Below are 20668 nucleotides of genomic sequence, written 5' to 3' on the forward strand. Positions count from 1 at the left end.
GGACGCTCGGACCGTGCGAGCACGGCCGGTGCTCATTCGCCAGAGGCTGCCTGCACCGCGGTCAGGGCGCGGAGGATGGATTCGCTCGTGGCCGGCGCCTTCAGCGGCGGATCGACCCGGTGCCCGCCCGCGGCCGACACGGCATCGCGGATCGCGAAGAACACCGAGAACGGCAGCAACAGCGGCGGTTCGCCCACGGCCTTGCTGCGGTGAATGGAGTCTTCGACGTTCTGGCCCTCGAACAGGCGCACGTTGAACACCGGCGGGCAGTCGTTGGCCGTCGGGATCTTGTAGGTGCTGGGCGCGTGCGTGGTGAGCTTGCCGCTCGCCGGATGCCACACCAGTTCTTCGGTGGTGAGCCAGCCCATGCCCTGGATGAAGGCGCCCTCGACCTGGCCAATGTCGACGGCCGGGTTCAGCGACTTGCCCGCGTCGTGCAGGATGTCGGCACGCAAGAGCTTCCACTCGCCGGTGAGGGTGTCGACCACCACCTCGCTCACCGCTGCGCCGTAGGCGTAGTAGTAGAACGGGCGGCCCTGCATCTTGTCCTTGTCCCAGCTCAGGCCGGGCGTGGCGTAGAAGCCGTCGGACCACAGCTGCTTGCGGTCGAGATACGCCTCGCCCACCACGGTGCTGAAGGCCAGCGTGCGGCCGTTCACTTCGACCTGGTCGTTGGCAAAGCGCACGTCGGCGGCGTTGCCGCCGTGGCGCTCGGCGGCGCAGGCGGCCAGGCGTTCGCGAATCTGGCGGGCGGCATCCTGCGCGGCCTTGCCATTCAGGTCGGCGCCGGTCGAGGCGGCCGTGGCCGAGGTGTTGGCCACCTTCGTCGTGTCGGTCGCGGTGACGCGCACGCGCTCGAAGCTCACGCCCAGCTCGTGCGCCACCACCTGCGCCACCTTGGTGTTCAGGCCCTGGCCCATCTCGGTGCCGCCGTGGTTCACGAGGATCGAGCCGTCGGTGTACACATGCACCAGCGCGCCGGCCTGGTTGAAGTGCTTCACGTTGAACGAGATGCCGAACTTCAGCGGCGCCAGCGCCAGGCCGCGCTTGAGCACGACGCTTTTCTTGTTGAAGGCGGCGATCTCTTCACGGCGCAGACGGTAGTCGCTGGTTGCTTCCAGCTCGGCCACGAGTTCGTGGACGATGTTGTCGGTCACGGTCTGGCGGTACGGCGTGACGTTGTTCTCGCCCTTGCCATAGAAGTTGACGCGCCGCACGTCCAGCGGGTCGCGCTTCAATTCACGGGCCACCGAGTCCATGATGTTCTCGATGGCAATGGCGCCCTGCGGGCCGCCGAAGCCGCGGAACGCGGTGTTGCTCTGCGTGTTGGTCTTGCCCGAGAAGCCGTGCATGGCCACGTTGGGCAGCCAGTAGGCGTTGTCGAAGTGGCACAGCGCGCGCGTCATCACCGGGCCCGACAGGTCGGCCGAGTGGCCGGCGCGCGAGACCATGGTGATCTCGGCGCCGAGGATGCGGCCCTCGTCGTCGTAGCCCACGTCGTACTCGTACCAGAAGCAGTGGCGACGACCGGTGATCATGAAATCGTCGTCGCGGTCCAGGCGCAGCTTCACGGGGCGCTGCAGCTGGCGCGCCGCAATGGCCGCCACGCACGCAAAGATCGCCGACTGCGATTCCTTGCCGCCGAAACCGCCGCCCATGCGCCGGCATTCCACATGCACTTCGTTCGAGGACAGGTGCAGCGCATGCGCCACCAGGTGCTGCATCTCACTCGGGTGCTGCGTCGAGCAGTGGATGTGCAGCGTGCCGCCCTCTTTCGGAATGGCGTAGCTGATCTGGCCTTCGAGATAGAACTGTTCCTGCCCGCCCACGTCGAGCGTGGCGCTGTGGCGGTGCGGTGCCTTCGCGATGGCGGCGCGCACGGCGGCCTCGTCGCCTTCGTTGGCGGCCCCGCCGCTGCGCACGATGTGCATCGGCGGCACCACGTACTGGCCGCGCGCATGCGCGTCCTGCGGCGTGATGACGGGCGGCTGCGCCTCGAGGGTGATCGCGTCCTTGGCCTTGGCGGCGGCGCGGCGCGCGGCATCGCGGGTTTCGGCGATCACGGCGAACACGGGCTGGCCGAGGTAGCGGATCTGGCCGCCGTCGTTCACGGGCAGCAGGATCGGGTCGTCATGGACGATCGAACCGCAGTCGTTGGTGCCGGGGATGTCGTCGGCGGTGAGCACCGCGACCACGCCGGGCATGGCGCGGATGGCGTCGAGCGACAGCGCCGTCACACGGCCGTTGGCGACCGGCGACAGGCCCAGCGCGCAATGCAGCGTGCCGGCGAGTTCGGGAATGTCGTCGATGTAGGTGGCCTCGCCGGCCACGTGCAGGTGCGCCGATTCGTGCGGGCGGCTGATGCCCACGCGCATGCCGCGGTCGTGCGCCAGCGCTTCGGCGCCCACGTCGATGCGGGCGGCGGTGTTCTTCAGGTAGTCGGCAAAGGCCTCGGCGGGCTGCAGCAGGCGGGCGTCGATGGGTTTGTTCATGGTCAGAGTCCTTCCGCCGCCACCTTGGCAACGACATGGGGCATCACGCTCCAGACGCTGGTTTCCTCGAGGGACAGCGCGTTCTGCGTGCGGGTTTCGAGCCACAGGCGCTGGATCAGGTTCTGCGCCACCTGCAGGCGGTAGTCGGCCGAGGCCCGCATGTCCGAGAGCGGCTTGAAGTCTTGCGCCAGCGCCAGCTTGGCGGTGGCCACGCTGGCCTGCGTCCAGGGCTTGCCGAGGAGCGCGGCTTCGGCGTTGGCGGCGCGCTTGACGGTGGCGGCCATGCCGCCGAAGGCCAGGCGCACGGCCTTCACCGTGTCGCTGCCGTCGGCTTCCAGTTCGATGGCGAAGCCCGCGCACAGCGCCGAGATGTCGCAGTCGAAGCGCTTGCTGATCTTGTAGGCGCGCACCTGGCGGCGCATGGCGGCCAGCGGCACCGCCAGCCCCTGCACGAACTCGCCGGGCTGCAGCTGGTTCTTCATGTAGTCGAGATAGAACTCGGGCAGCGGCATGCGGCGCACGGTGTCGCCGCGGCGCAGCTCGATCTGCGCGTCGAGCGACATCAGCACCGGCGGCGAATCGCCGATGGGCGAGCCGTTGGCGACGTTGCCGCCCATGGTGCCGGCGTGGCGAATCGGCGGCGAGGCAAAGCGCAGCCACACGTCGGCGAGGCTGGGCACGCGCTCGACCAGTGCGCCGAAGGCCGCTTCGAGCGAGGCGCCTGCGCCGATGTACAGCTCGTCGGCACGCTCTTCGACCGTCTTCATCTCGGCTACGTCGCCGACATAGATGATGTCGCCGAGGTCGCGGAATTGCTTGTTGACCCACAGGCCGACGTCGGTCGAGCCGGCCAGCAGCTGGGCGCCCGGCTTCTGCACGCGCAGCGCGGCGAGTTGGGCCAGGGTCTTGGGGGCGTGAAAGTGGTCGATGCGGGCGCCGAGCGGGGCCGCGTAGTCGAGGCCGTCGTTCTTCAGCGCGGTGAGCGCGGCCACCACCGGCGCGGTGTCCAGGCGCACGGCGGGCAGGTCGAACATGCGCTGGCCGGCATCGAGGATGGGGCGGTAGCCGGTGCAGCGGCAGAGGTTGCCCGACAGGTCGTCGGCCAGCTGCTGGCGCGTGGGCTGCGTGCCCTCGGCCTGGTGGTGTTCGTAGGTGGCCCACAGCGACATCACGAAGCCCGGCGTGCAGAAACCGCACTGCGAGCCGTGGCAGTCGACCATGGCCTGTTGCACGGGGTGCAGCGGGTGGACGGCGTGCTTGGCGTGGGCGTCGGTCTTGGGCTTGCACTGCGACGCGCACTGGCCCTTGAGGTCTTCGACCGTGAACAGCGCCTTGCCGTGCAGCGTGGGCAGAAACTGGATGCAGGCGTTGACGGTCTGCAGCTGCAGGCCGTCGACCGCGCCGGGTGCGTGGGCGTCGGTGGCCAGCTCGCCGATGACGACGGTGCAGGCGCCGCAGTCGCCTTCGTTGCAGCCTTCCTTGGTGCCGGTGCAACGCGCGTCTTCGCGCAGCCAGTCGAGAACGGAGCGGGTCGGATGGACCCCGCTGACGTCGACGATCTTTCCGCGATGGAAGAAGCGGATCGGTTGAATCGGATTACTGCGGCTCTCGGTGCTCATGCTTTTTTCAGGCTCGTGGGCGGCCCGTCGTGGGCCAGTCATGGACGTTAGCGACTTGCGTGGGGTCTTGCATACGGGCACGCCCATAACGCGTATGTGAGGGTCGGTATGCCACGTCCGGGGAAACCCTTGGATTGACGCTGCAATTCCCGGGCCACGCCGGAAACCGAGGGTTTTCAGCCGTTTTTCAGGCGTGCGCGATGGCGGTCCAGGCGGTGGCGAGCAGCGTCACTCCGGCCACAAACAGCAGGCCGGCGACCAGCCATTGCAAGGTGCGCGGCTGCAGCTTGTTGGGCAGGCGGTGGTGCAGCCGCGTCGCGGCGTAGACCACGGGCATGGCGCAGCCGGCCAGCAGCGCCGAGTGCCACGAGAAGTGGCCCGTCGGCACCACGATGACAAGCCGCACAAGCGAGTTGAAGGCGAACATCAGCAGCAGCGCGCGGCGCACGAGTTCGCGGTCCAGCGGCTGGCGGTACATGTGGAAGACGATGGGCGGGCCGGAGGCGGAAAACAGCCCGCCCAGCACGCCCGAGAGCCCGCCGATGAGGGCGAAGCTGGTGCGGCCCGACACGGCCGGCAGCGGCTTGCCCTGCAGCAACAGCAGCACGGCGCAGATCAGGATCGACACGCCCAGCAGGCCCCGCAGCCAGTCCACGGCGCTGCCGCTGAGCCACACGAGCAGCATGAGCCCGACGATGACGCCGACGGTGCTGCCGTTGAGCGCGGGCTTCATCAGCTGCCAGGGCACGGGGCCGGGGCGCGCGCGGAAATAGGTCCAGGCGTTGAGGAGGCTCAACACGGTCGCGGCATTGGCCGCGTCGTTCACGCTGGCGATGTCGAACACCGACACGAGGCCCAGCAGGATGAGGCTGAACGCAAAGCCCGTGAGGTTCTGCGCGTAGGTGGCCAGGCCCACGCAGGCCATGAAGATCAGGACCGGGACAGCGCCGGAAAGAATCGCTTGCACCTCGATGCCGTCAGTGCGCGCCGAGGCTGGCGGGACGGTGGAGGGAGGCGGGGGAACGGGGATGCGGGACGGACATGCGGACGGGGATCGGGGGACTTAGGCGCGAGGCGGGAGCGCTTGAGAATAACGCGTGTGTTCGGGGTGCGTTTTTCAGGGCGCGTGCCCAGGCCACCGGGTACTTCCCTCCGCGAATGTCCCCCGGGCTTCGCCCTCCTCCTTGATTTCGCTGCGGGAAGCACCCAGTGCCCTGAGCACGCTGGGCGCTGCTGGCGTTCGGCGATCGCTGTCAGCCTCGCTCCGAGAACAGGGCCACGATCACCTGCCGCAACCACCGGTTGCCCGGGTCGGCCTCGAAGCGCTTGCTCCAGTGCAGCGACACGGTGAAGTCGCGCAGCGGGAACGGCGGCTCGACGATGGCGTAGCCGCCTTCGGCCGCGAAGCCGCGCGCGATGTTGCGCGGCATCACGACCGCGAGGTCGGTGGCGCGCACGATGGCGGGCAGCACCATGAAGTGCTCGGTCGTCAGGCGCAGGCGGTCTTCGAGGTTCAGCAGCTGCAGGATGCGCAAGGTGTCGGCATGGGTGCGCACGGCCACGTAGTCGAGCTCGTGCAGCGCGGCGAGCAGCGCCTGGCCGCTGCGCCGGCGCTTCACGAAGGGATGGTCGTGGCGCAGCAGCACGATGTAGCGGTCTTTCAGCAGTTGGGTGCGCTGGGTGTCCTTCACGTGCGGCAGGAAGCCGAAGGCGCAGTCGACCTTGCCGCTGTCGAGCGCGGTGGCGATGTCGCCTGGGGCGAGCGGCATGGTCTCCACGCGCACGCCCGGCGCCAGCTCGCGCAGCCGGGCCATGAGCGCGGGCAAGAAACGGCCCTCGCCGATGTCGCTCATGTGGATGCGGAACAGCTTGCGCGACGCGGCCGGGTCGAAGCGCTCGGGCTCGCTCAGCGCCTGCTGCAGCATGGCCAGCGCCGACTGCACGGGCACCGCCAGCCGCTCGGCGCGCGGCGTGGGTGCGACGCCGCCGAGGCTGCGCGTGAACAGCGCATCGCCCAGCAGCAGGCGCAAGCGCGTGAGGCCGTGGCTGGCCGCCGGCTGCGTGAGGCCCAGGGCCTCGGCGGCGCGGCTCACGTTGCGGGTGCGGTAGACGGCATCGAACAACCGGAGCAGGTTGAGGTCGACCGCGTCGATATGCACACCATTCATATTAGATAGCTGGCTCATTGCATTGAAGTATGACGCAGGCCCGCCCACACTCCCGCGTTCTCCCCACGACAAGAAGCAAGAGACACGATGGAAGTTTCATTCAGCAAGGAAGTGGAAATGCTGCGCCTGGGCGCGGGCGACACCTTCCACGGCGAGGGCATCCTCGCGATCACCAAGGGCCTGTTGCAGTCGGGCGTGGCCTACGTCGGCGGCTACCAGGGCGCGCCGGTGTCGCACCTGCTCGACGTGATGGTGCAGGGCAAGGCGTACATGGACGAACTGGGCGTGCACGTCGAGGCCTGCTCCAACGAGGCCTCGGCGGCGGCGATGCTCGGCGCGTCCATTCACTACCCGCTGCGCGGCGCGGTCACCTGGAAGTCGATCGTCGGCACCAACGTGGCGGCCGATGCGCTGTCCAACCTGTCGTCGCCCGGCGTGACGGGCGGCGTGCTGATCGTGGTGGGCGAAGACTACGGCGAAGGCGCCAGCGTGATCCAGGAGCGCACGCACGCCTACGCGCTCAAGTCGAGCATGTGCCTGCTCGATCCGCGGCCCGACCTGGGCGTGATGGTGCGCATGGTCGAGCAGGGTTTCCAGCTGTCGGAAGCGTCGAACATGCCCTGCCTGATGGAGCTGCGCATCCGCACCTGCCACGTGCGCGGCAGCTTCGACTGCAAGGACAACATCGCGCCCGCCGTGTCGACGCGCGCGCTGATGGACGAGCCCGCGGCCTTCGACTACATGCGCCTGGCGCACCCGCCCGTCACCTTCCGCCACGAAAAACTCAAGGGCGATGAGCGCATGCCGGCGGCGCGCCGACACATCGTGGCGAACGGCCTCAACGAGCTGATGCCCGGCCAGCGCCACCCCGACCTGGGCATCGTGGTGCAGGGCGGCCTGTACAACGCGCTGATCCGCAGCCTGCAGCAGCAAGGCCTGGCCGATGCCTTCGGCGAGACGGACATCCCGATCCTCGTGCTCAACGTGACCTACCCGCTGGTGCCCGAGCAGGTGGCGGACTTCTGCATCGGCAAGCGCGCGGTGCTGGTGGTGGAAGAAGGCCAGCCCGAGTACATCGAGCAGGACATCGCCACCTTGCTGCGCCGCCGCGACATCCAGACGCCGCTGCACGGCAAGGACCTGCTGCCGCAAGCCGGCGAGTACGGCGTGGAAGTGCTGTCGGGCGGCCTTGCGGCCTTTGCCGAGCGCTACCTCGGCGCGAGCGAAGCCGCCACGTCGGCGCAGGCCTGGCTGGCGGGCAACCGCGAACGCCGCGAAGCGGTGGCGCGCCGGCTCGATGCGCCGCTGCCCAACCGCCCGCCGAGCTTCTGCGTGGGCTGCCCGGAGCGGCCGGTGTTTTCGGCACTCAAGCTCGCGCAGCAGGAGACGGGGCCGGTGCACATCGCGGCCGACATCGGCTGCCACGCCTTCGGCACCTTCGAGCCGTTTTCGATGGGCCACTCGATCCTCGGCTACGGCATGAGCCTGGCGAGCCGCGCGGGCGTGGCGCCGATGATGAACCGCCGCACGCTGTCGATCATGGGCGACGGCGGTTTCTGGCACAACGGCCTGCTCACGGGCGTGCAGAGCGCGCTGTTCAACGACGACGATGCGGTGCTGCTGATCTTCAAGAACGGCTACACCTCGGCCACCGGCACGCAGGACATCATCTCCACGCCCGACGACGAGATCAAGGAACGCGCCGTCGACAAGCAGCAGAGCCTGGTCGACAAGAACCAGACCATCGAGGCCACGCTCACGGGCCTGGGCGTGAAGTGGATGCGCACCGTCACCACCTACGACGTGGAGCGCATGCGCAAGACGCTCACCGAGGCGCTCACGAGCGACTTCAACGGCCTGAAGGTGGTGATCGCCGAGGGCGAGTGCCAGCTCGAGCGGCAGCGCCGCATCAAGCCGTGGATCGCCGGCCTGCTGAAAAAAGGCAAGCGCGTGGTGCGCGTGAAGTACGGCGTCGACGAGGACGTGTGCAACGGCGACCACGCCTGCATCCGCCTGTCGGGCTGCCCCACGCTCACGCTGAAAGACAACCCCGATCCGCTGAAGGTCGACCCGGTGGCCGTGGTCATCGACGGCTGCGTGGGCTGCGGCCTGTGCGGCGCCAACGCGCACGCGGCCACGCTGTGCCCGAGCTTCTACCGGGCCGAGGTGGTGCAGAACCCGAAGTGGCACGAACGCCTGCTGCACGGCCTGCGCGGCGCGATCGTCGGCGCGCTGCGGCCCGCATGAGAAAGAACCACGACATGGAACAGAACCGTCCCACCACCCTCCTCGTCTGCGCCCTCGGCGGCGAAGGCGGCGGCGTGCTCACCGAATGGCTGGTCGACACGGCGCGGCATGCGGGCTACGCGGCGCAGAGCACGTCGATCCCCGGCGTGGCGCAGCGCACCGGCGCCACCACCTACTACATCGAGGTGTTCCCGGTGCCGATGGCGCAACTCGGCGGGCGGCGCCCGGTGTTCAGCCTGAGCCCGGTGCCGGGCGCGCTCGACGCGATCGTCTCGTCGGAGTTGCTGGAGACCACGCGCCAGATCGGCAACGGCATGAGCGCGCCGCTGCGCACGCTGGTCATCAGCTCGTCGGCGCGCGTGCTCACCACGGCCGAGCGCATGGTGCCCGGCGACGGTCGCGCCGACGCGCAGCGCTTGCTCGACGTGGTCAAGGCCTTCAGCCGCGAGCACCACGTGCTCGACATGGGCGGCATGGCGCGCGAGGCCGGCACGGTGGTCAGCGCCGTGATGCTGGGCGCGATCGCGGGCAGTGGGCTGTTTCCGTTCCCGCGCGAGGCCTACGAGCGCGCGGTGCGCGGCGGCGACGCGGCCGCGGCCGACAAGCTCGGCAAGATGGCCGCCGCCAGCCTGCGCGGCTTTGCCGCCGCCTTCGAGGCCGTGCGCGCGCCGCGCGCCCAGGCCGCCTTCGTGCAGGGCGTGCTGGCCAGCGACGACACGCGCGACGCGCCCCCGACGCCGCAGGCCCTGCCCGACGACGTGGCGCGCCGCTTTCCGCCGGCCGTGCACGACATGCTCGCGCTCGGCCATGCGCGGGTGCGCGACTACCAGGACGGCGCCTACGCCGCGCTGTACGCCGAGCGCCTCGCGCGGGTGCTCGAGGCCGAACGCGCCGCCGATCCGTCGGGCGCGCAGGGATTCGCGGTCACCCGCGAAATGGCGCGCTGGCTGGCGCTGTGGATGGCCTTCGACGACATCGTGCGCGTGGCCGCGCTCAAGGGCCGCGCCAGCCGCGCGCAGCGCGTGCGCCAGGAAGTGCGCGCAGGCGACGAAGACATCGTGAAGGTCTTCGACCACTTCAAGCCCGGCGCGCCCGAGTTCGCAGCGCTGCTGCCGCCGTCGCTCGCGCGCCGCGTGACCGCCTGGGACCGTGGCCGCCAGTCGCGCGGACTTGCGCCGTGGGCCTTGCCGCTGCAGGTGGGCAGCCACTCGGTGCTGGGCATGGCCTCGCTGCGCGTGCTGGCCTCGCTCACCTGGCTGCGCCGGCGCGGCAGCCGCTTTGCCGAAGAGCAGGCGCTGATCGAACGCTGGCTCGCCGCCGTCGAAACCGGCACGCGCACGCACTGGGCGCTGGGCCGCGAGCTGGCGCTGTGCGGCCGGCTCATCAAGGGCTACGGCAGCACCAACGAACGCGGCAAGCACAACCTGCTGCACGTGATCGACGAACTCGCGGGCCGCGCCGCGCTGCCCCCCGCCGCGCGCGCCGAGGCGATTGCCGCGGCACGCGAGGCGGCGCTCGCGGACGAAGGCGGCAAGGCGCTCGACGCCGCGCTCACGCGCCACGGCGCCGCGCCGCGCCCGGTGCAGGCGCAACCCATCCGCTGGATGAAGCGGCCCAAGACAACGACCACGACCTGAGGAGACAAAGAACCATGACCCCACGCCCCACTGCTGCCCCATCGCCGTCACACCGCCGCTTGCTGCTGGCGCTCGCCCTGGCCGGCACCGCCTTGTGCGCGCCCGCCGTGCATGCCGACACCTGGCCGTCCAAACCCATCAAGGTGATCGTCAACTTCCCCGCCGGCGGCGCGGCCGACCAGCTTGCGCGCGCCGTCTCGCAGCCGCTGCAGGAGGCGCTGAAGCAGCCCGTGGTGATCGAGAACCGCGGCGGCGCCAACGGCAACGTCGGCGGCGAGGCTGTGGCGCGTGCGGCGGCCGACGGCTACACGCTGCTCATGAGCTCGGGCGGCATGGTGTCGGTGAACCCGCACCTGTATGCGCGCATGAGCTTCGACCCCGCGAAGGACCTGGTGCCCGTGGCCGCCGCCGCGCGCGTGCTGGTGTTTCTGGTCACGCGCCCCTCGCTGCCGCCGACCGACGTGAAGTCGTTCATGGCCTACCTCAAGACCAACCCTGGCAAGCTCTCGTACGGCTCGCCGGGCAACGGCAGCTCGCCGCACCTGGCGGGCGAGATGTTCAAGAGCCAGGCCGGCCTGTTCGCGCTGCACGTGCCCTACCGCGGCGCCGCGCCTGCGCTGCAAGATTTGCTGGCCGGCCAGATCGACTACGCCTTCGACCCCGGCATCGGCCTGAACCAGGTGCGCGCCGGCAAGCTCAGGCTGCTGGCCGTGGGCAGCCCGCACCGCTCCTCGCAGTTCCCCGACGTGCCCACGCTCGACGAGGCCGGCCTGCGCGGCTTCGACGCCGACACGGTGTTCGGTTTCTACGCCCCGGCCGGCACGCCGCCCGAGGTGGTGGCGCAGCTCAACACGCAGATCAACCGCGCGCTCGCGCTGCCGGCGGTGAAGGAGCGCATCGCGGCCATCGGCGGCGAGCCGCTGCCGGGCACGCCGGCCGACTTCCAGCGCCGTGCGGCGGCGGATTCGCAGCGCTTTGGTGCGCTGATCCGCGAGCGCGGCATCAAGGCCGATTGAGGGCGCGGGACAATGATCGGATGAGCAGCACTCCATCTCCCAAAGACGCTTCCGGCCAGGAAGTCGTCTACACCACGCGCGTCGAGTTCGGCGACTGCGACCCGGCCGGCATCGTCTGGTTTCCCAATTTCTTTCGCTGGATCGACGCGGCCTCGCGCCACTTCTTTGCCGAGTGCGGCGTGCCGCGCTGGGAAGAAACGGCCCAGACCCTCGGCGTGATCGGCACGCCGCTGGTCGACACGCACACGCGCTTCGTCAAGGCGGCCAGCTACGGCGACACGCTGCAGATCGCGGTGCGCATCACCGAATGGCGCGACAAGAGCTTCGTGCAGACCTACCGCGTGACGCGCGGCGACGACCTGATCCTCGAATGCGAAGAGGTGCGGATCTTTGCCGCGAAGCGCGAAGGCGGCGGCATCCGCGCGGTGCCGATTCCGCCGACGATCCGCGCGCTCTGCACGGGCTGAACCACACCGTCTGCAGGTTCATCAGGCCGCGTCGCGACGCAGCTGCGCGAGCAGGCCTTCCACGCCGAGGTCGATCAGGTCGAAGGCCTCAATGAAGGCCTGGTGGCCGCCGTACCACGGGTCGGGCACGTCACCGCCGATGGCCTGCGCAAACTCCGAAAGCAGGCGCACCTTGCGCGCCGCCTCCGCGGGCGCACGCCTGCGCAACGCGGCGCAGTGCTGCTGCGTCATGCCGACGAGCCAGTCGAAACGCTCGAAGTCGGACGCACGCACCTGGCGTGCGCAATGCGCGGGCATCTCGATGCCGCGCCGCAGTGCCTCGGCCACCGAGCGCGGGTCGGGTGGATTGCCGCGCTCTTCGTCGGAAATGGCGGCGCTGTCGACCTCCACCGCGAAGCCCGCGAGCCGCGCCTTGTGGACCAGCAGCGCGTGCGCGGTCGGCGAGCGGCAGATGTTGCCGGTGCAGATGAACAGGACGGCGGGGGTGCTTGGTTTCATGCGCGCCCACTATAGGCACAGGGACAGGCGTTCGGCATAGGCCGTCCTACCCATGGCATCCCCCCGTCAGGGGATGCACCATGGGCGCAGAGGCCGACAGCGCCGCCCTCTCCTGCGAAGGCTCCCATATCTTCGGTATCGCCTGACACAACTTCTTGCGCTTCACTACGGCCCTTGGTCAATGCAGAGGAGTCACGATGCCCCGACCCAGTCTTCACAGCGCGAGCATCACGCTGAAATTGCCCTTCGACATGAGCGCCGCGCAAGAAGTCGCCGCCCTGCGCGCCGCAGGCATCCCGGTGGACGACCTGGGCAACGCGATATCGGGCTTCTTGTTCGTGCGCTTCAGCGACGGATGGCGCGGCGACACGAACATCTACCGCTGGTTTCCGACGCCCATCGAACGCAGCGCGAACCAGCCCCAGCTCCACGCCGCGCAACCGCGACGCAGCCTCTCGCTTCAGGCCAAGGGTTGACGCTGGCAATGATGCGGTGCAACAATCCGGAGATCATCATTTCGGAGCCCCGTGCGTGGACAGTGCCAGTTGGATCAGTGACAAGACGCGTGCCTCGGCAGGCGTGACACCCCCGGCCCTTTAGCGCAGGCAGCTCCCGCGCTTGCGGCCGCCGTGTCCGCAGCGCGAACCCCTTGCCCCTCGGGCAAGCGGCTCCCCCTACCGATTCCCGTTGTTCTTCGTCGCTGACTTTTTCAGTCAGCTTGCGTGCGTCCGTGCGCGAGGCCCTTCAGCGTGAAGGAGCCTTGTCATGCGCCAGTTTCAAATTCGTCCGTTGCATCCGCAGACGCGACCGTCGCACGGTCGCCCGTCGGCGCACGCCGCTGCGCCTGCGCCAGCACGCGTGAGCCCCGCACCGCACCTCGACGACGAGCAGGCCCTGGACCGCGCCGCCGCGCTGTGGACCACGCGCCGCATCCGCAGCTTCCTGCTGCTGCTCGAACAGCCCGGCGGCACCACGCGCCGCTGAAGCCCGCCCCTGCCACCCCCACAGAACAGGAGGCCCCCATGGACCCGGACCCTTGCTTGCGCCGCTGTGCGCCGCCTTCTTCCTTGCCCGATCGATCCCCCATTCACCTCGCAGCCTGCCGCGCTGCGGAGGAGCGCCGCCGGCTGACTGCTGAGTAAGCACGTCGTCACGGGCGTTTCTTCCTTCGCGGCGCGCCGCACCCGAAGGAAAAACTCCCATGACCCGCGAACGCGTGCGGCGTGTCGTGCGGACGGCCACGGCCGCCCGTTCCAACGCCCGCCCCCTTCCCTTCCGTCGCCCCGCACCCAGCCACGCCTGGCTCGCGACCTTGTGCGGCCTGGCCGCCACACAGACCCACGCCGCCGGCGGACACCATTCGGTGGACGACGCCGCCATCCTCGATCCGGGCCAGTGCCAGATCGAGACCTGGGGCGGCCAGCGCCTCGCGCACGTCGGTCCGGCCTGCCGTGTCGGCCCGGTCGAGCTGGGCCTGAACCTCGAACGTGAGCACAACGCCGACGGCCGCACCGTGCGCGCCGGCCCGCAGATCAAGTGGGCCTTCGCGCTCACCGACACGCTGAGCACCGGCGTGCTGGCCTCGGCCTCGTGGCAACGCAGCAACGCCGGCAATGCCTCGCTGCGCCTCACCGACAGCAGCGTGGTGATCCCCGTCACCTGGCAGTTCGACGACGCATGGCGCGCCCACCTGAACCTGGGCCGCGACTTCCATCGCGCACAGCCGAGCACCAGCCACTCGGGCGCGGCCCTCGAATGGGCCGCCCTGCCCGCGCTGTCGCTCGTGGCCGAGCGCTTCCGCGAAGGCGGGCGCAACGCCTGGCGCGCCGGCCTGCGCTGGACGGCCACGCCGTCCGTCAACGTCGATCTCAGCCACGCACGCGACCTGCGCCACGACGGCCCGCGCGGCTGGACGCTGGGCCTCACCTGGGCATTCGCTCGCTGAGCGCCCCCACACAGGAGAAGAAAAATGAAGAACGTCCTGAAGTCCTTTTTCGAAAGCTTCCTGCGCAGCCGCCACATGCTGCATCACTTCGAGCGCTGGCAGACGCTGCTGAGCGCCAAGCCCAGCAGCCTCGGCTCGGCCGCAATGCCGCCCGAGATCGCCAAGGCGCTGGCTGCCGCCTCGCACACCGATGCGGGCGAGGTGCTGGTGCGCCTGAACAGCTCGTCGCAGGGCCTGACCGAAGCCCACGCGCTCGCGCTGCGCAAGCGGCTGGGCAGCAACGAGGTGCGCCACGAGCAGCCGCTGCCGTGGTGGAACCACCTGTGGCAGTGCTACCGCAACCCTTTCAACCTGCTGCTGACGGTGCTCGCGCTGGTCTCCTACATCACCGAGGACACGAAGGCCACGGTGGTGATCGGCAGCATGGTGCTGCTGTCGACCGTGCTGCGCTTCCTGCAGGAGTCGCGCTCCAACAAGGCCGCCGACCGGCTCAAGGCGATGGTCAGCAACACGTCGACGGTGCTGCGCCCCGCGCCCGGCGAGAAGGCGGGACGCGCGGGTGACGACGGCTTCGACCTTGCGCATGCCGGCACGCAGCGCATGGAAGTGCCGATGCGCGACCTCGTGCCCGGCGACGTGATCGCGCTGTCGGCCGGCGACATGATCCCGGCCGACGCGCGCCTGCTTTCGGCGAAAGACCTGTTCATCAGCCAGTCGGCGCTCACCGGCGAATCGATGCCGGTGGAGAAGTTCGCCGCCACCGCCGCCGATCACCAGGCCGGCGTGCTGGAACGCGACAACCTGCTCTTCATGGGCACGAACGTGATCAGCGGCACCGCCACGGCCGTGATCGTGCACACGGGCGAGCGCACCTTCTTCGGCGCACTGGCCCAGCGCGTGAGCACCATCGACCGAGGCACGACTGCGTTCCAGGCCGGCATCAACCGCGTGAGCTGGCTGCTGATCCGCTTCATGCTGGTGATGGCGCCGCTGGTGCTGGTGATCAACGGCGTGACCAAGGGCGACTGGTGGGAGGCGGCGCTGTTCGCGCTGTCGATCGCGGTCGGCCTCACGCCCGAGATGCTGCCGATGATCGTGACCGCCACGCTGGCCAAGGGCGCGGTCGTGATGTCGCGCCAGAAGGTGATCGTGAAGCGGCTCGAAGCCATTCACAACTTCGGTGCCATGGACGTGCTGTGCACCGACAAGACCGGCACGCTGACGCAGGACCGCATCGTGCTCGAACGCCACACCAACGCCTGGGGCGAAGACTCCGACCACGTGCTGCAGCAGGCCTACCTCAACAGCTTTCACCAGACGGGGCTGAAGAACCTGCTCGACAAGGCCGTGCTCAGCCACGCCGAAGTACAGCTCGACACGCAGCTGCAGACCAGCTGGCGCAAGGTCGACGAGGTGCCCTTCGATTTCTCGCGCCGCCGCATGTCGGTGGTGGTCGCGCACGGCGACGACGAGCACCTGCTGATCTGCAAGGGCGCGCTCGAAGAGATCCTCTCGGTGTGCACCTCGGTCGAGCGCGGCGCCGAAGTGCTCGCGCTCGACGCCGACGTGATGGCGCGCATCCACCGCGTGGCCTCGGAGCTCAATGCCCAGGGCCTGCGCGTGGTGGCCGTGGCCAGCCGCACGCTGAACGCCGACGCGCGCAAGCCGGCCTACAGCGTGGCCGATGAGGCCGGGCTCACGCTGCTGGGTTACGTGGCCTTTCTCGATCCGCCGAAGGAATCGACCGCGCCCGCGCTGCTGGCGCTCGCTGCGCACGGCGTGGCAGTGAAGGTGCTGACCGGCGACAACGAACTGGTCACACGCAAGGTCTGCGGCGATGTCGGCATCGACGCCGGGCGCATGGTGCTGGGCCACGAGATCGAGCGCATGAACGAGGCCGAGCTGCGGCAGGTGGTGGAAATGCGCCAGGTGTTCGCCAAGCTCACGCCCGCGCACAAGGAGCGCATCGTGCAGGCGCTGCATGCCAACGGCCACGTGGTCGGCTTCATGGGCGACGGCATCAACGACGCGCCCGCGCTGCGCGCCGCCGACATCGGCATCTCGGTGGACGGCGCGGTGGACGTGGCCAAGGAATCGGCCGACATCATCCTGCTCGAGAAAAGCCTCATGGTGCTGGAGCAAGGCGTGATCGAAGGCCGCCGCACCTTCGCCAACATGCTCAAGTACATCAAGATCACGGCCAGCTCGAACTTCGGCAACGTGTTCTCGGTGCTGGTGGCCAGCGCGTTCCTGCCCTTTTTGCCGATGCTGCCGCTGCACCTCCTGGTGCAGAACCTGCTGTACGACGTGTCGCAGATCGCGATCCCGTTCGACAACGTGGACGAAGAATTCTTGAAGACGCCGCAGCGCTGGAACCCGGCCGACCTGGGCCGCTTCATGGTGTTCTTCGGGCCGCTGAGCTCGGTGTTCGACATCCTCACCTTCACCGTGATGTGGTTCGTGTTCGCGGCCAACACGCCGGAGCACCAGACGCTGTTCCAGTCGGGCTGGTTCATCGAAGGCCTGCTGTCGCAGACGCTCATCGTGCACCTGATCCGCACGCGCAAGATTCCGTTCCTGCAAAGCCGCGCGGCCTGGCCGCTGCTGGCGATGGGCGCGGCGATTGCCGCGGTCGGCATCTGGCTGCCGATGGGGCCGCTGGCACACTACTTCAAGCTGCAGGCGCTGCCGCTGGCCTACTTCCCGTGGCTGGTGCTGATGCTGGTCGGCTACGCAACACTGACGCAGGCCGTGAAGGGCTGGTACGCACGCAGGTACGGCTGGCAATAAGAACAAGCAAGCATCACCCGGCGAACGCAGGATTGCGGCCGTCACACAAGGCCGCTACCCTGCCTCGCACACAGAGGATCAGGAGGATCACTCACCATGGAAGCCATCCGCAACATCAACCTGCACTCGCTGCTGAACACCTTCATCAGCGTGGGCGCGGCCTTTCTGCTCGGCTCGCTGATCGGCTTCGAGCGCCAGATGCGCCAGCGCACCGCGGGGCTGCGCACCAACACACTGGTGGCCGTCGGCGCCGCCGTGTTCGTCGACATGGCGGCCCGCCTGGGCGGCCCCGAGGGCTCGGTGCGCGTGGTCGCCTACGTGGTCTCGGGCATCGGCTTTCTGGGCGCGGGCGCGATCATGAAAGAAGGCGCCAACATCACGGGCCTGAACACGGCCGCCACGCTGTGGGGGTCTGCGGCGGTGGGCGCCTGCGCGGGGGCCAACCTGCTGGGCGAAGCACTGATCGCGGCGCTCTTCGTGCTCGCGAGCAACACGCTGCTGCGCCCGGTGGTGAACCGCATCAACCGCCGCCCGGTGCACGAGGAATCGAGCGAAGCGACGTACACGGTGCGCGTGATCTGCTCACGCGCGGCACGGCCCGAGGTGATGGACCAGCTGCTGGTGCAGCTGGAAGCCGCGAACTACCCGGTGCGCGATGTCGACCAGCACGCCTTCGGGTCGGCCGACACGGAAATTGCGGCGACGCTCTACGCCACCGCGGTCGAACCCGAAGAGCTCGACCGGGTGATCGCGGAAATCGAAACGCTCAAAGGCGTCCAGCAGGCGTTCTGGAACGCCAGCGCAGAGGATTAAACGCCCAGGATCGAAACAGCCTTGGTGTTCAGGTAAGCCTCGATCGCCTCCGGGCCGCCTTCCGAACCGTAGCCCGAATCCTTCACGCCGCCGAACGGCATTTCCGGCGAAGGCGTGGCGGGCTGGTTGATCCACAGCATGCCGAGCTCGAGCTTCTGGCTCAGCAGGTGCGCGCTCTTGATCGACTTGGTGAAGGCATAACCGGCCAGGCCGAAAGGCAGGCGGTTGGCTTCGGTGATGGCTTCTTCGAGCGTGTCGAAACCGCGGATGGCGGCGATGGGGCCGAAGGGTTCGTTGTTGAACACGTCGGCGTCCAGCGGCACGTCGGTGATGACGGTGGGTGCGAAGAAGTTGCCGGTGTCGCCGACGCGGTCGCCGCCGGTCGCGATGGTGGCGCCCTTCTTGCGGGCGTCTTCCAGCACATGGGCCATGGCCGTGAGGCGGCGGGCGTTGGCCAGCGGGCCGAGGTTGGTGCCTTCGACCAGGCCGTCGCCCATCTTCAGGCCTTCGGCGTGCTTGACCAGCAGGCTCGCGAACTCATGGCGCAGGCTGTTGTGCACCAGGAAGCGGGTCGGCGAGATGCAGACCTGGCCCGCGTTGCGGAACTTGGCGGCACCGGCGGCCTTGACGGCCAGCGCCACGTCGGCGTCTTCGGCCACGATCACCGGGGCGTGGCCGCCCAGTTCCATCGTGACGCGCTTCATGTGCGAACCGGCCAGTGCGGCCAGCTGCTTGCCGACCGGGGTGGAGCCGGTGAACGTGACCTTGCGGATGATCGGGTGCGCGATGAGGTAGCTCGAGATCTCGCCCGGGTTGCCGAACACCAGGCCCACAACGCCGCCCGGAATGCCGGCGTCGACAAAAGCCTTCAGCAGCGCGGCCGGCGAGGCCGGGGTTTCTTCGGGCGCCTTCACCAGGAACGAGCAGCCGGTGGCGAGTGCGGCGCCGAGCTTGCGCACGATCTGGTTGACGGGGAAGTTCCACGGCGTGAAGGCCGCGACCGGGCCGACCGGCTCCTTGATGACCAGCTGCTGCGCAGCCAGGTTGCGCGAGGGCACGATGCGGCCGTACACGCGGCGGCCTTCGTCGGCGAACCACTCGATGATGTCGGCCGCGGCCATCATTTCGACCTTGGCTTCGCCCAGCGGCTTGCCTTGTTCCTGCGTCAGCAGCTTGGCGATGTCCAGGGCGCGTTCGCGGATCAGGCCGGCGGCGCGGCGCATCACGGCGGCGCGCTCGTTGGCGGGCGTGTCGCGCCAGGCTTCGAAGCCGCGCTGGGCGGCGGCCAGGGCACGGTCGAGGTCGACGATGCTGGCGTGCGCCACCTTGCCGATGGCCTTGCCGGTGGCGGGGTTCAGCACGTCGAGCGTCTTGCCGTCGGCGGCGTCGACCCATTGGCCGTCGATCAGCAGGCGGGTGTCGGTGTAGGTGGCGGTCATGGCGAACTCTTTCCTTCGAGGACTGGATGGTGAAAACGAAACGGGAAATCGGGCGCGCGGCGCGGCACCCCGTGGGGGTGCGCATGCGACAACGGCGGCCAAGCGCCGCCGGGGGCCGTAGATTAACCTGAGTTCACAAAGCTTGCCCGAGCCCCCGTTGGGTGCCTGAGCGCGCCTACAGCACGAGGATCGCGCGGAAGTCGTTGACGTTGGTGTTCGTCGGACCGGTCACGAACAGGTCGCCGATGGCGTCGAAGTAGCCGTAGGCGTCGTTGCGGTCGAGGTGATCGGAGAGCTTTTTTCCCTGGGCCGTGGCGCGCGCCAGGGTGTCGGGCGTGACGAAGGCGCCGGCGTTGTCTTCCACGCCGTCGATGCCGTCGGTGTCGGCGGCCAGCGCCCACACCTGCGGCTGGCCCATGAGCGCACCCGACAGCCCCATGCAGAACTCGCCGGCCCGTCCGCCGCGGCCCTTGGCCTGGCCGGGCTGGCGCGCACGGATGGTGACCGTGGTCTCGCCGCCCGACAGGATGACGCAGGGCCGCACAAACGGCGCGCCGCGCAGCGCCACGGCCCGCGCGAGCGCCCCGTGCACCTTGCCGACTTCGCGCGATTCGCCTTCGATCTCGTCGCTGAGGATGTGCGCCTCGAGGCCGGCGGCGCGCGCGGCCGCGGCGGCGGCTTCGAGCGACTGCTGCGGCGTGGCGATCATGTGCGTGCTGTGGCCGGCGAACGCGGCGTCGTCGGGCTTGGGGGTTTCGAGCGCGCCGCTTTCGAGCTGCGCGCGCACGGGCGCCGGCACCTCGATGCCGTAGCGGTCGAGGATGGCGAGCGCGTCGGCGCAGGTGGTGGCGTCGGGCACGGTGGGGCCGCTGGCGATCACGGCCGGATCGTCACCCGGCACGTCGCTGATGGTGAGCGTGACCACGCGCGCCGGCGCGCAGGCCGCCGCAAGCCGGCCGCCCTTGATGCGCGACAGGTGCTTGCGCACGCAGTTCATCTCGCCAATGTGGGCGCCGCTGTCGAGCAGCTGCTTGTTGATGTGCTGCTTGTCGGCCAGCGTGAGGCCCTCGGCCGGCAGCACCAGCAGCGACGAGCCGCCGCCGGAGATGAGGCACAGCACGAGGTCGTCGGCCGTGAGGCCCTGCGTGAGCGCCAGGATGCGCTCGGCCGCCTGCTGGCCGGCCGCGTCGGGCACGGGGTGCGCGGCTTCGACGAGCTCGATGCGCTGCGGCACGCCTTCGGGGCGCGGCGGAATGTGGTCATAGCGCGTGACGACCAGGCCCGACAGCGGGGCATCGGCCGGCCACAGGGCTTCGAGCGCCTGCACCATCGAACCGCCGGCCTTGCCGGCGCCCAGCACCACGGTACGGCCCTTGGGCGGTTTCGGCAGATGGGCGCCCAGCGTGGACAGCGGCAGTGCGCGGTCCACCGCCACGCGGTACAGGTGTTCGAGGAAGGCGCGCGGGGCTTCGCGCGGATCGGGAGCTGTTGCTGAGGGCGAGGTCGATGCGGTCATGGCTTGCGTGTTGTCTCCATT

General features: G+C 69.4%; 16 protein-coding genes. 9 read left to right on the top strand and 7 right to left on the bottom strand.

Features of this window, described 5'->3' with window-relative positions; translation table 11 throughout:
- Positions 1-32 precede the first annotated feature (32 nt).
- The 4 genes from xdhB to CY658_RS24625 all read right to left on the bottom strand — a co-directional run bounded on the left by xdhB (position 33) and on the right by CY658_RS24625 (position 6279).
- Positions 33-2492 (bottom strand): xanthine dehydrogenase molybdopterin binding subunit, encoded by a 2460-nt coding sequence (gene xdhB, locus CY658_RS24610; protein ID WP_101492680.1) that lies wholly within the window; start codon positions 2490-2492, stop codon positions 33-35.
- 2 nt (positions 2493-2494) lie between these two features.
- The gene (gene xdhA / locus CY658_RS24615) at positions 2495-4111 is read right to left on the bottom strand and encodes a xanthine dehydrogenase small subunit (protein WP_101492681.1); all 1617 of its coding nucleotides are present in this window, start codon (positions 4109-4111) and stop codon (positions 2495-2497) included.
- A 187-nt stretch (positions 4112-4298) separates the two neighbouring features.
- Positions 4299-5078 carry a sulfite exporter TauE/SafE family protein gene (locus CY658_RS24620; RefSeq protein ID WP_101492682.1) on the bottom strand — a complete coding sequence of 260 codons (780 nt, stop codon included), beginning with the start codon at positions 5076-5078 and terminating at the stop codon, positions 4299-4301.
- 286 nt (positions 5079-5364) lie between these two features.
- Positions 5365-6279: a LysR family transcriptional regulator gene (locus tag CY658_RS24625; RefSeq protein WP_101492683.1), complete on the bottom strand. Its 915-nt coding sequence runs from the start codon at positions 6277-6279 to the stop codon at positions 5365-5367.
- Positions 6280-6366: 87 nt separating this feature from the next.
- Here CY658_RS24625 and CY658_RS24630 point away from each other — a divergent pair, with 87 nt between their 5' ends.
- Genes CY658_RS24630 through CY658_RS24645 form a run of 4 tightly spaced genes read left to right on the top strand, consistent with a single transcriptional unit; the run spans position 6367 to position 11646 of the window.
- A complete protein-coding gene (locus tag CY658_RS24630) occupies positions 6367-8526 on the top strand; it encodes a thiamine pyrophosphate-dependent enzyme (protein WP_101492684.1) in 2160 nt (719 codons plus the stop codon).
- 14 nt (positions 8527-8540) lie between these two features.
- Complete coding sequence (locus tag CY658_RS24635; protein WP_101492685.1) at positions 8541-10163, top strand: indolepyruvate oxidoreductase subunit beta family protein; 1623 nt, start codon at positions 8541-8543, stop codon at positions 10161-10163.
- Between the two features lie 14 nt (positions 10164-10177).
- Positions 10178-11179: a Bug family tripartite tricarboxylate transporter substrate binding protein gene (locus CY658_RS24640; RefSeq protein ID WP_101492686.1), complete on the top strand. Its 1002-nt coding sequence runs from the start codon at positions 10178-10180 to the stop codon at positions 11177-11179.
- A gap of 20 nt (positions 11180-11199) precedes the next feature.
- Positions 11200-11646 (top strand): acyl-CoA thioesterase, encoded by a 447-nt coding sequence (locus CY658_RS24645; RefSeq protein ID WP_101492687.1) that lies wholly within the window; start codon positions 11200-11202, stop codon positions 11644-11646.
- Positions 11647-11667: 21 nt separating this feature from the next.
- Here the strand turns inward: CY658_RS24645 and CY658_RS24650 are convergent, their stop codons facing one another.
- The gene (locus tag CY658_RS24650) at positions 11668-12144 is read right to left on the bottom strand and encodes a low molecular weight protein-tyrosine-phosphatase (protein WP_101492688.1); all 477 of its coding nucleotides are present in this window, start codon (positions 12142-12144) and stop codon (positions 11668-11670) included.
- Positions 12145-12341: 197 nt separating this feature from the next.
- Here CY658_RS24650 and CY658_RS24655 point away from each other — a divergent pair, with 197 nt between their 5' ends.
- From CY658_RS24655 to CY658_RS24675, 5 genes are all read left to right on the top strand, one after another.
- Complete coding sequence (locus CY658_RS24655) at positions 12342-12620, top strand: hypothetical protein (RefSeq protein ID WP_180839044.1); 279 nt, start codon at positions 12342-12344, stop codon at positions 12618-12620.
- A gap of 289 nt (positions 12621-12909) precedes the next feature.
- The gene (locus tag CY658_RS24660; RefSeq protein ID WP_101492689.1) at positions 12910-13128 is read left to right on the top strand and encodes a hypothetical protein; all 219 of its coding nucleotides are present in this window, start codon (positions 12910-12912) and stop codon (positions 13126-13128) included.
- 217 nt (positions 13129-13345) lie between these two features.
- The gene (locus tag CY658_RS24665; RefSeq protein WP_101492690.1) at positions 13346-14089 is read left to right on the top strand and encodes a hypothetical protein; all 744 of its coding nucleotides are present in this window, start codon (positions 13346-13348) and stop codon (positions 14087-14089) included.
- A gap of 24 nt (positions 14090-14113) precedes the next feature.
- Positions 14114-16879: a magnesium-translocating P-type ATPase gene (mgtA, locus tag CY658_RS24670; RefSeq protein WP_101492691.1), complete on the top strand. Its 2766-nt coding sequence runs from the start codon at positions 14114-14116 to the stop codon at positions 16877-16879.
- Positions 16880-16975: 96 nt separating this feature from the next.
- On the top strand, positions 16976-17692 hold the full coding sequence (locus CY658_RS24675; RefSeq protein ID WP_101492692.1) for an MgtC/SapB family protein: 717 nt from the start codon (positions 16976-16978) through the stop codon (positions 17690-17692).
- Here the strand turns inward: CY658_RS24675 and CY658_RS24680 are convergent.
- Together CY658_RS24680 and CY658_RS24685 are read right to left on the bottom strand one after the other, a co-directional pair.
- Positions 17689-19131, bottom strand: a complete 1443-nt coding sequence (locus tag CY658_RS24680) for an NAD-dependent succinate-semialdehyde dehydrogenase (protein ID WP_101492693.1) — start codon at positions 19129-19131, stop codon at positions 17689-17691. The two genes, CY658_RS24675 and CY658_RS24680, sit on opposite strands and share 4 nt — an antisense overlap.
- Before the next feature lie 175 nt (positions 19132-19306).
- The gene (locus CY658_RS24685; protein ID WP_101492694.1) at positions 19307-20647 is read right to left on the bottom strand and encodes a glycerate kinase type-2 family protein; all 1341 of its coding nucleotides are present in this window, start codon (positions 20645-20647) and stop codon (positions 19307-19309) included.
- Between the last annotated feature and the right edge of the window lie 21 nt (positions 20648-20668).

It is taken from the genome of Variovorax sp. RO1 (assembly GCF_002849325.1).
Classification (GTDB): Bacteria; Pseudomonadota; Gammaproteobacteria; order Burkholderiales; family Burkholderiaceae_C; genus Variovorax.

What these genes read in the sequence shown, in the direction of transcription:
- CY658_RS24685 (WP_101492694.1), bottom strand. Translation starts at nt 20,647, where the DNA reads ATGACCGCATCGACCTCGCCCTCAGCAACAGCTCCCGATCCGCGCGAA.
- CY658_RS24680 (WP_101492693.1), bottom strand. Translation starts at nt 19,131, where the DNA reads ATGACCGCCACCTACACCGACACCCGCCTGCTGATCGACGGCCAATGG.
- CY658_RS24655 (WP_180839044.1), top strand. Translation starts at nt 12,342, where the DNA reads ATGCCCCGACCCAGTCTTCACAGCGCGAGCATCACGCTGAAATTGCCC.
- xdhA (WP_101492681.1), bottom strand. Translation starts at nt 4,111, where the DNA reads ATGAGCACCGAGAGCCGCAGTAATCCGATTCAACCGATCCGCTTCTTC.
- CY658_RS24625 (WP_101492683.1), bottom strand. Translation starts at nt 6,279, where the DNA reads ATGAATGGTGTGCATATCGACGCGGTCGACCTCAACCTGCTCCGGTTG.
- CY658_RS24650 (WP_101492688.1), bottom strand. Translation starts at nt 12,144, where the DNA reads ATGAAACCAAGCACCCCCGCCGTCCTGTTCATCTGCACCGGCAACATC.
- CY658_RS24645 (WP_101492687.1), top strand. Translation starts at nt 11,200, where the DNA reads ATGAGCAGCACTCCATCTCCCAAAGACGCTTCCGGCCAGGAAGTCGTC.
- CY658_RS24640 (WP_101492686.1), top strand. Translation starts at nt 10,178, where the DNA reads ATGACCCCACGCCCCACTGCTGCCCCATCGCCGTCACACCGCCGCTTG.
- mgtA (WP_101492691.1), top strand. Translation starts at nt 14,114, where the DNA reads ATGAAGAACGTCCTGAAGTCCTTTTTCGAAAGCTTCCTGCGCAGCCGC.
- CY658_RS24665 (WP_101492690.1), top strand. Translation starts at nt 13,346, where the DNA reads ATGACCCGCGAACGCGTGCGGCGTGTCGTGCGGACGGCCACGGCCGCC.
- CY658_RS24675 (WP_101492692.1), top strand. Translation starts at nt 16,976, where the DNA reads ATGGAAGCCATCCGCAACATCAACCTGCACTCGCTGCTGAACACCTTC.
- CY658_RS24630 (WP_101492684.1), top strand. Translation starts at nt 6,367, where the DNA reads ATGGAAGTTTCATTCAGCAAGGAAGTGGAAATGCTGCGCCTGGGCGCG.
- CY658_RS24660 (WP_101492689.1), top strand. Translation starts at nt 12,910, where the DNA reads ATGCGCCAGTTTCAAATTCGTCCGTTGCATCCGCAGACGCGACCGTCG.
- xdhB (WP_101492680.1), bottom strand. Translation starts at nt 2,492, where the DNA reads ATGAACAAACCCATCGACGCCCGCCTGCTGCAGCCCGCCGAGGCCTTT.
- CY658_RS24635 (WP_101492685.1), top strand. Translation starts at nt 8,541, where the DNA reads ATGGAACAGAACCGTCCCACCACCCTCCTCGTCTGCGCCCTCGGCGGC.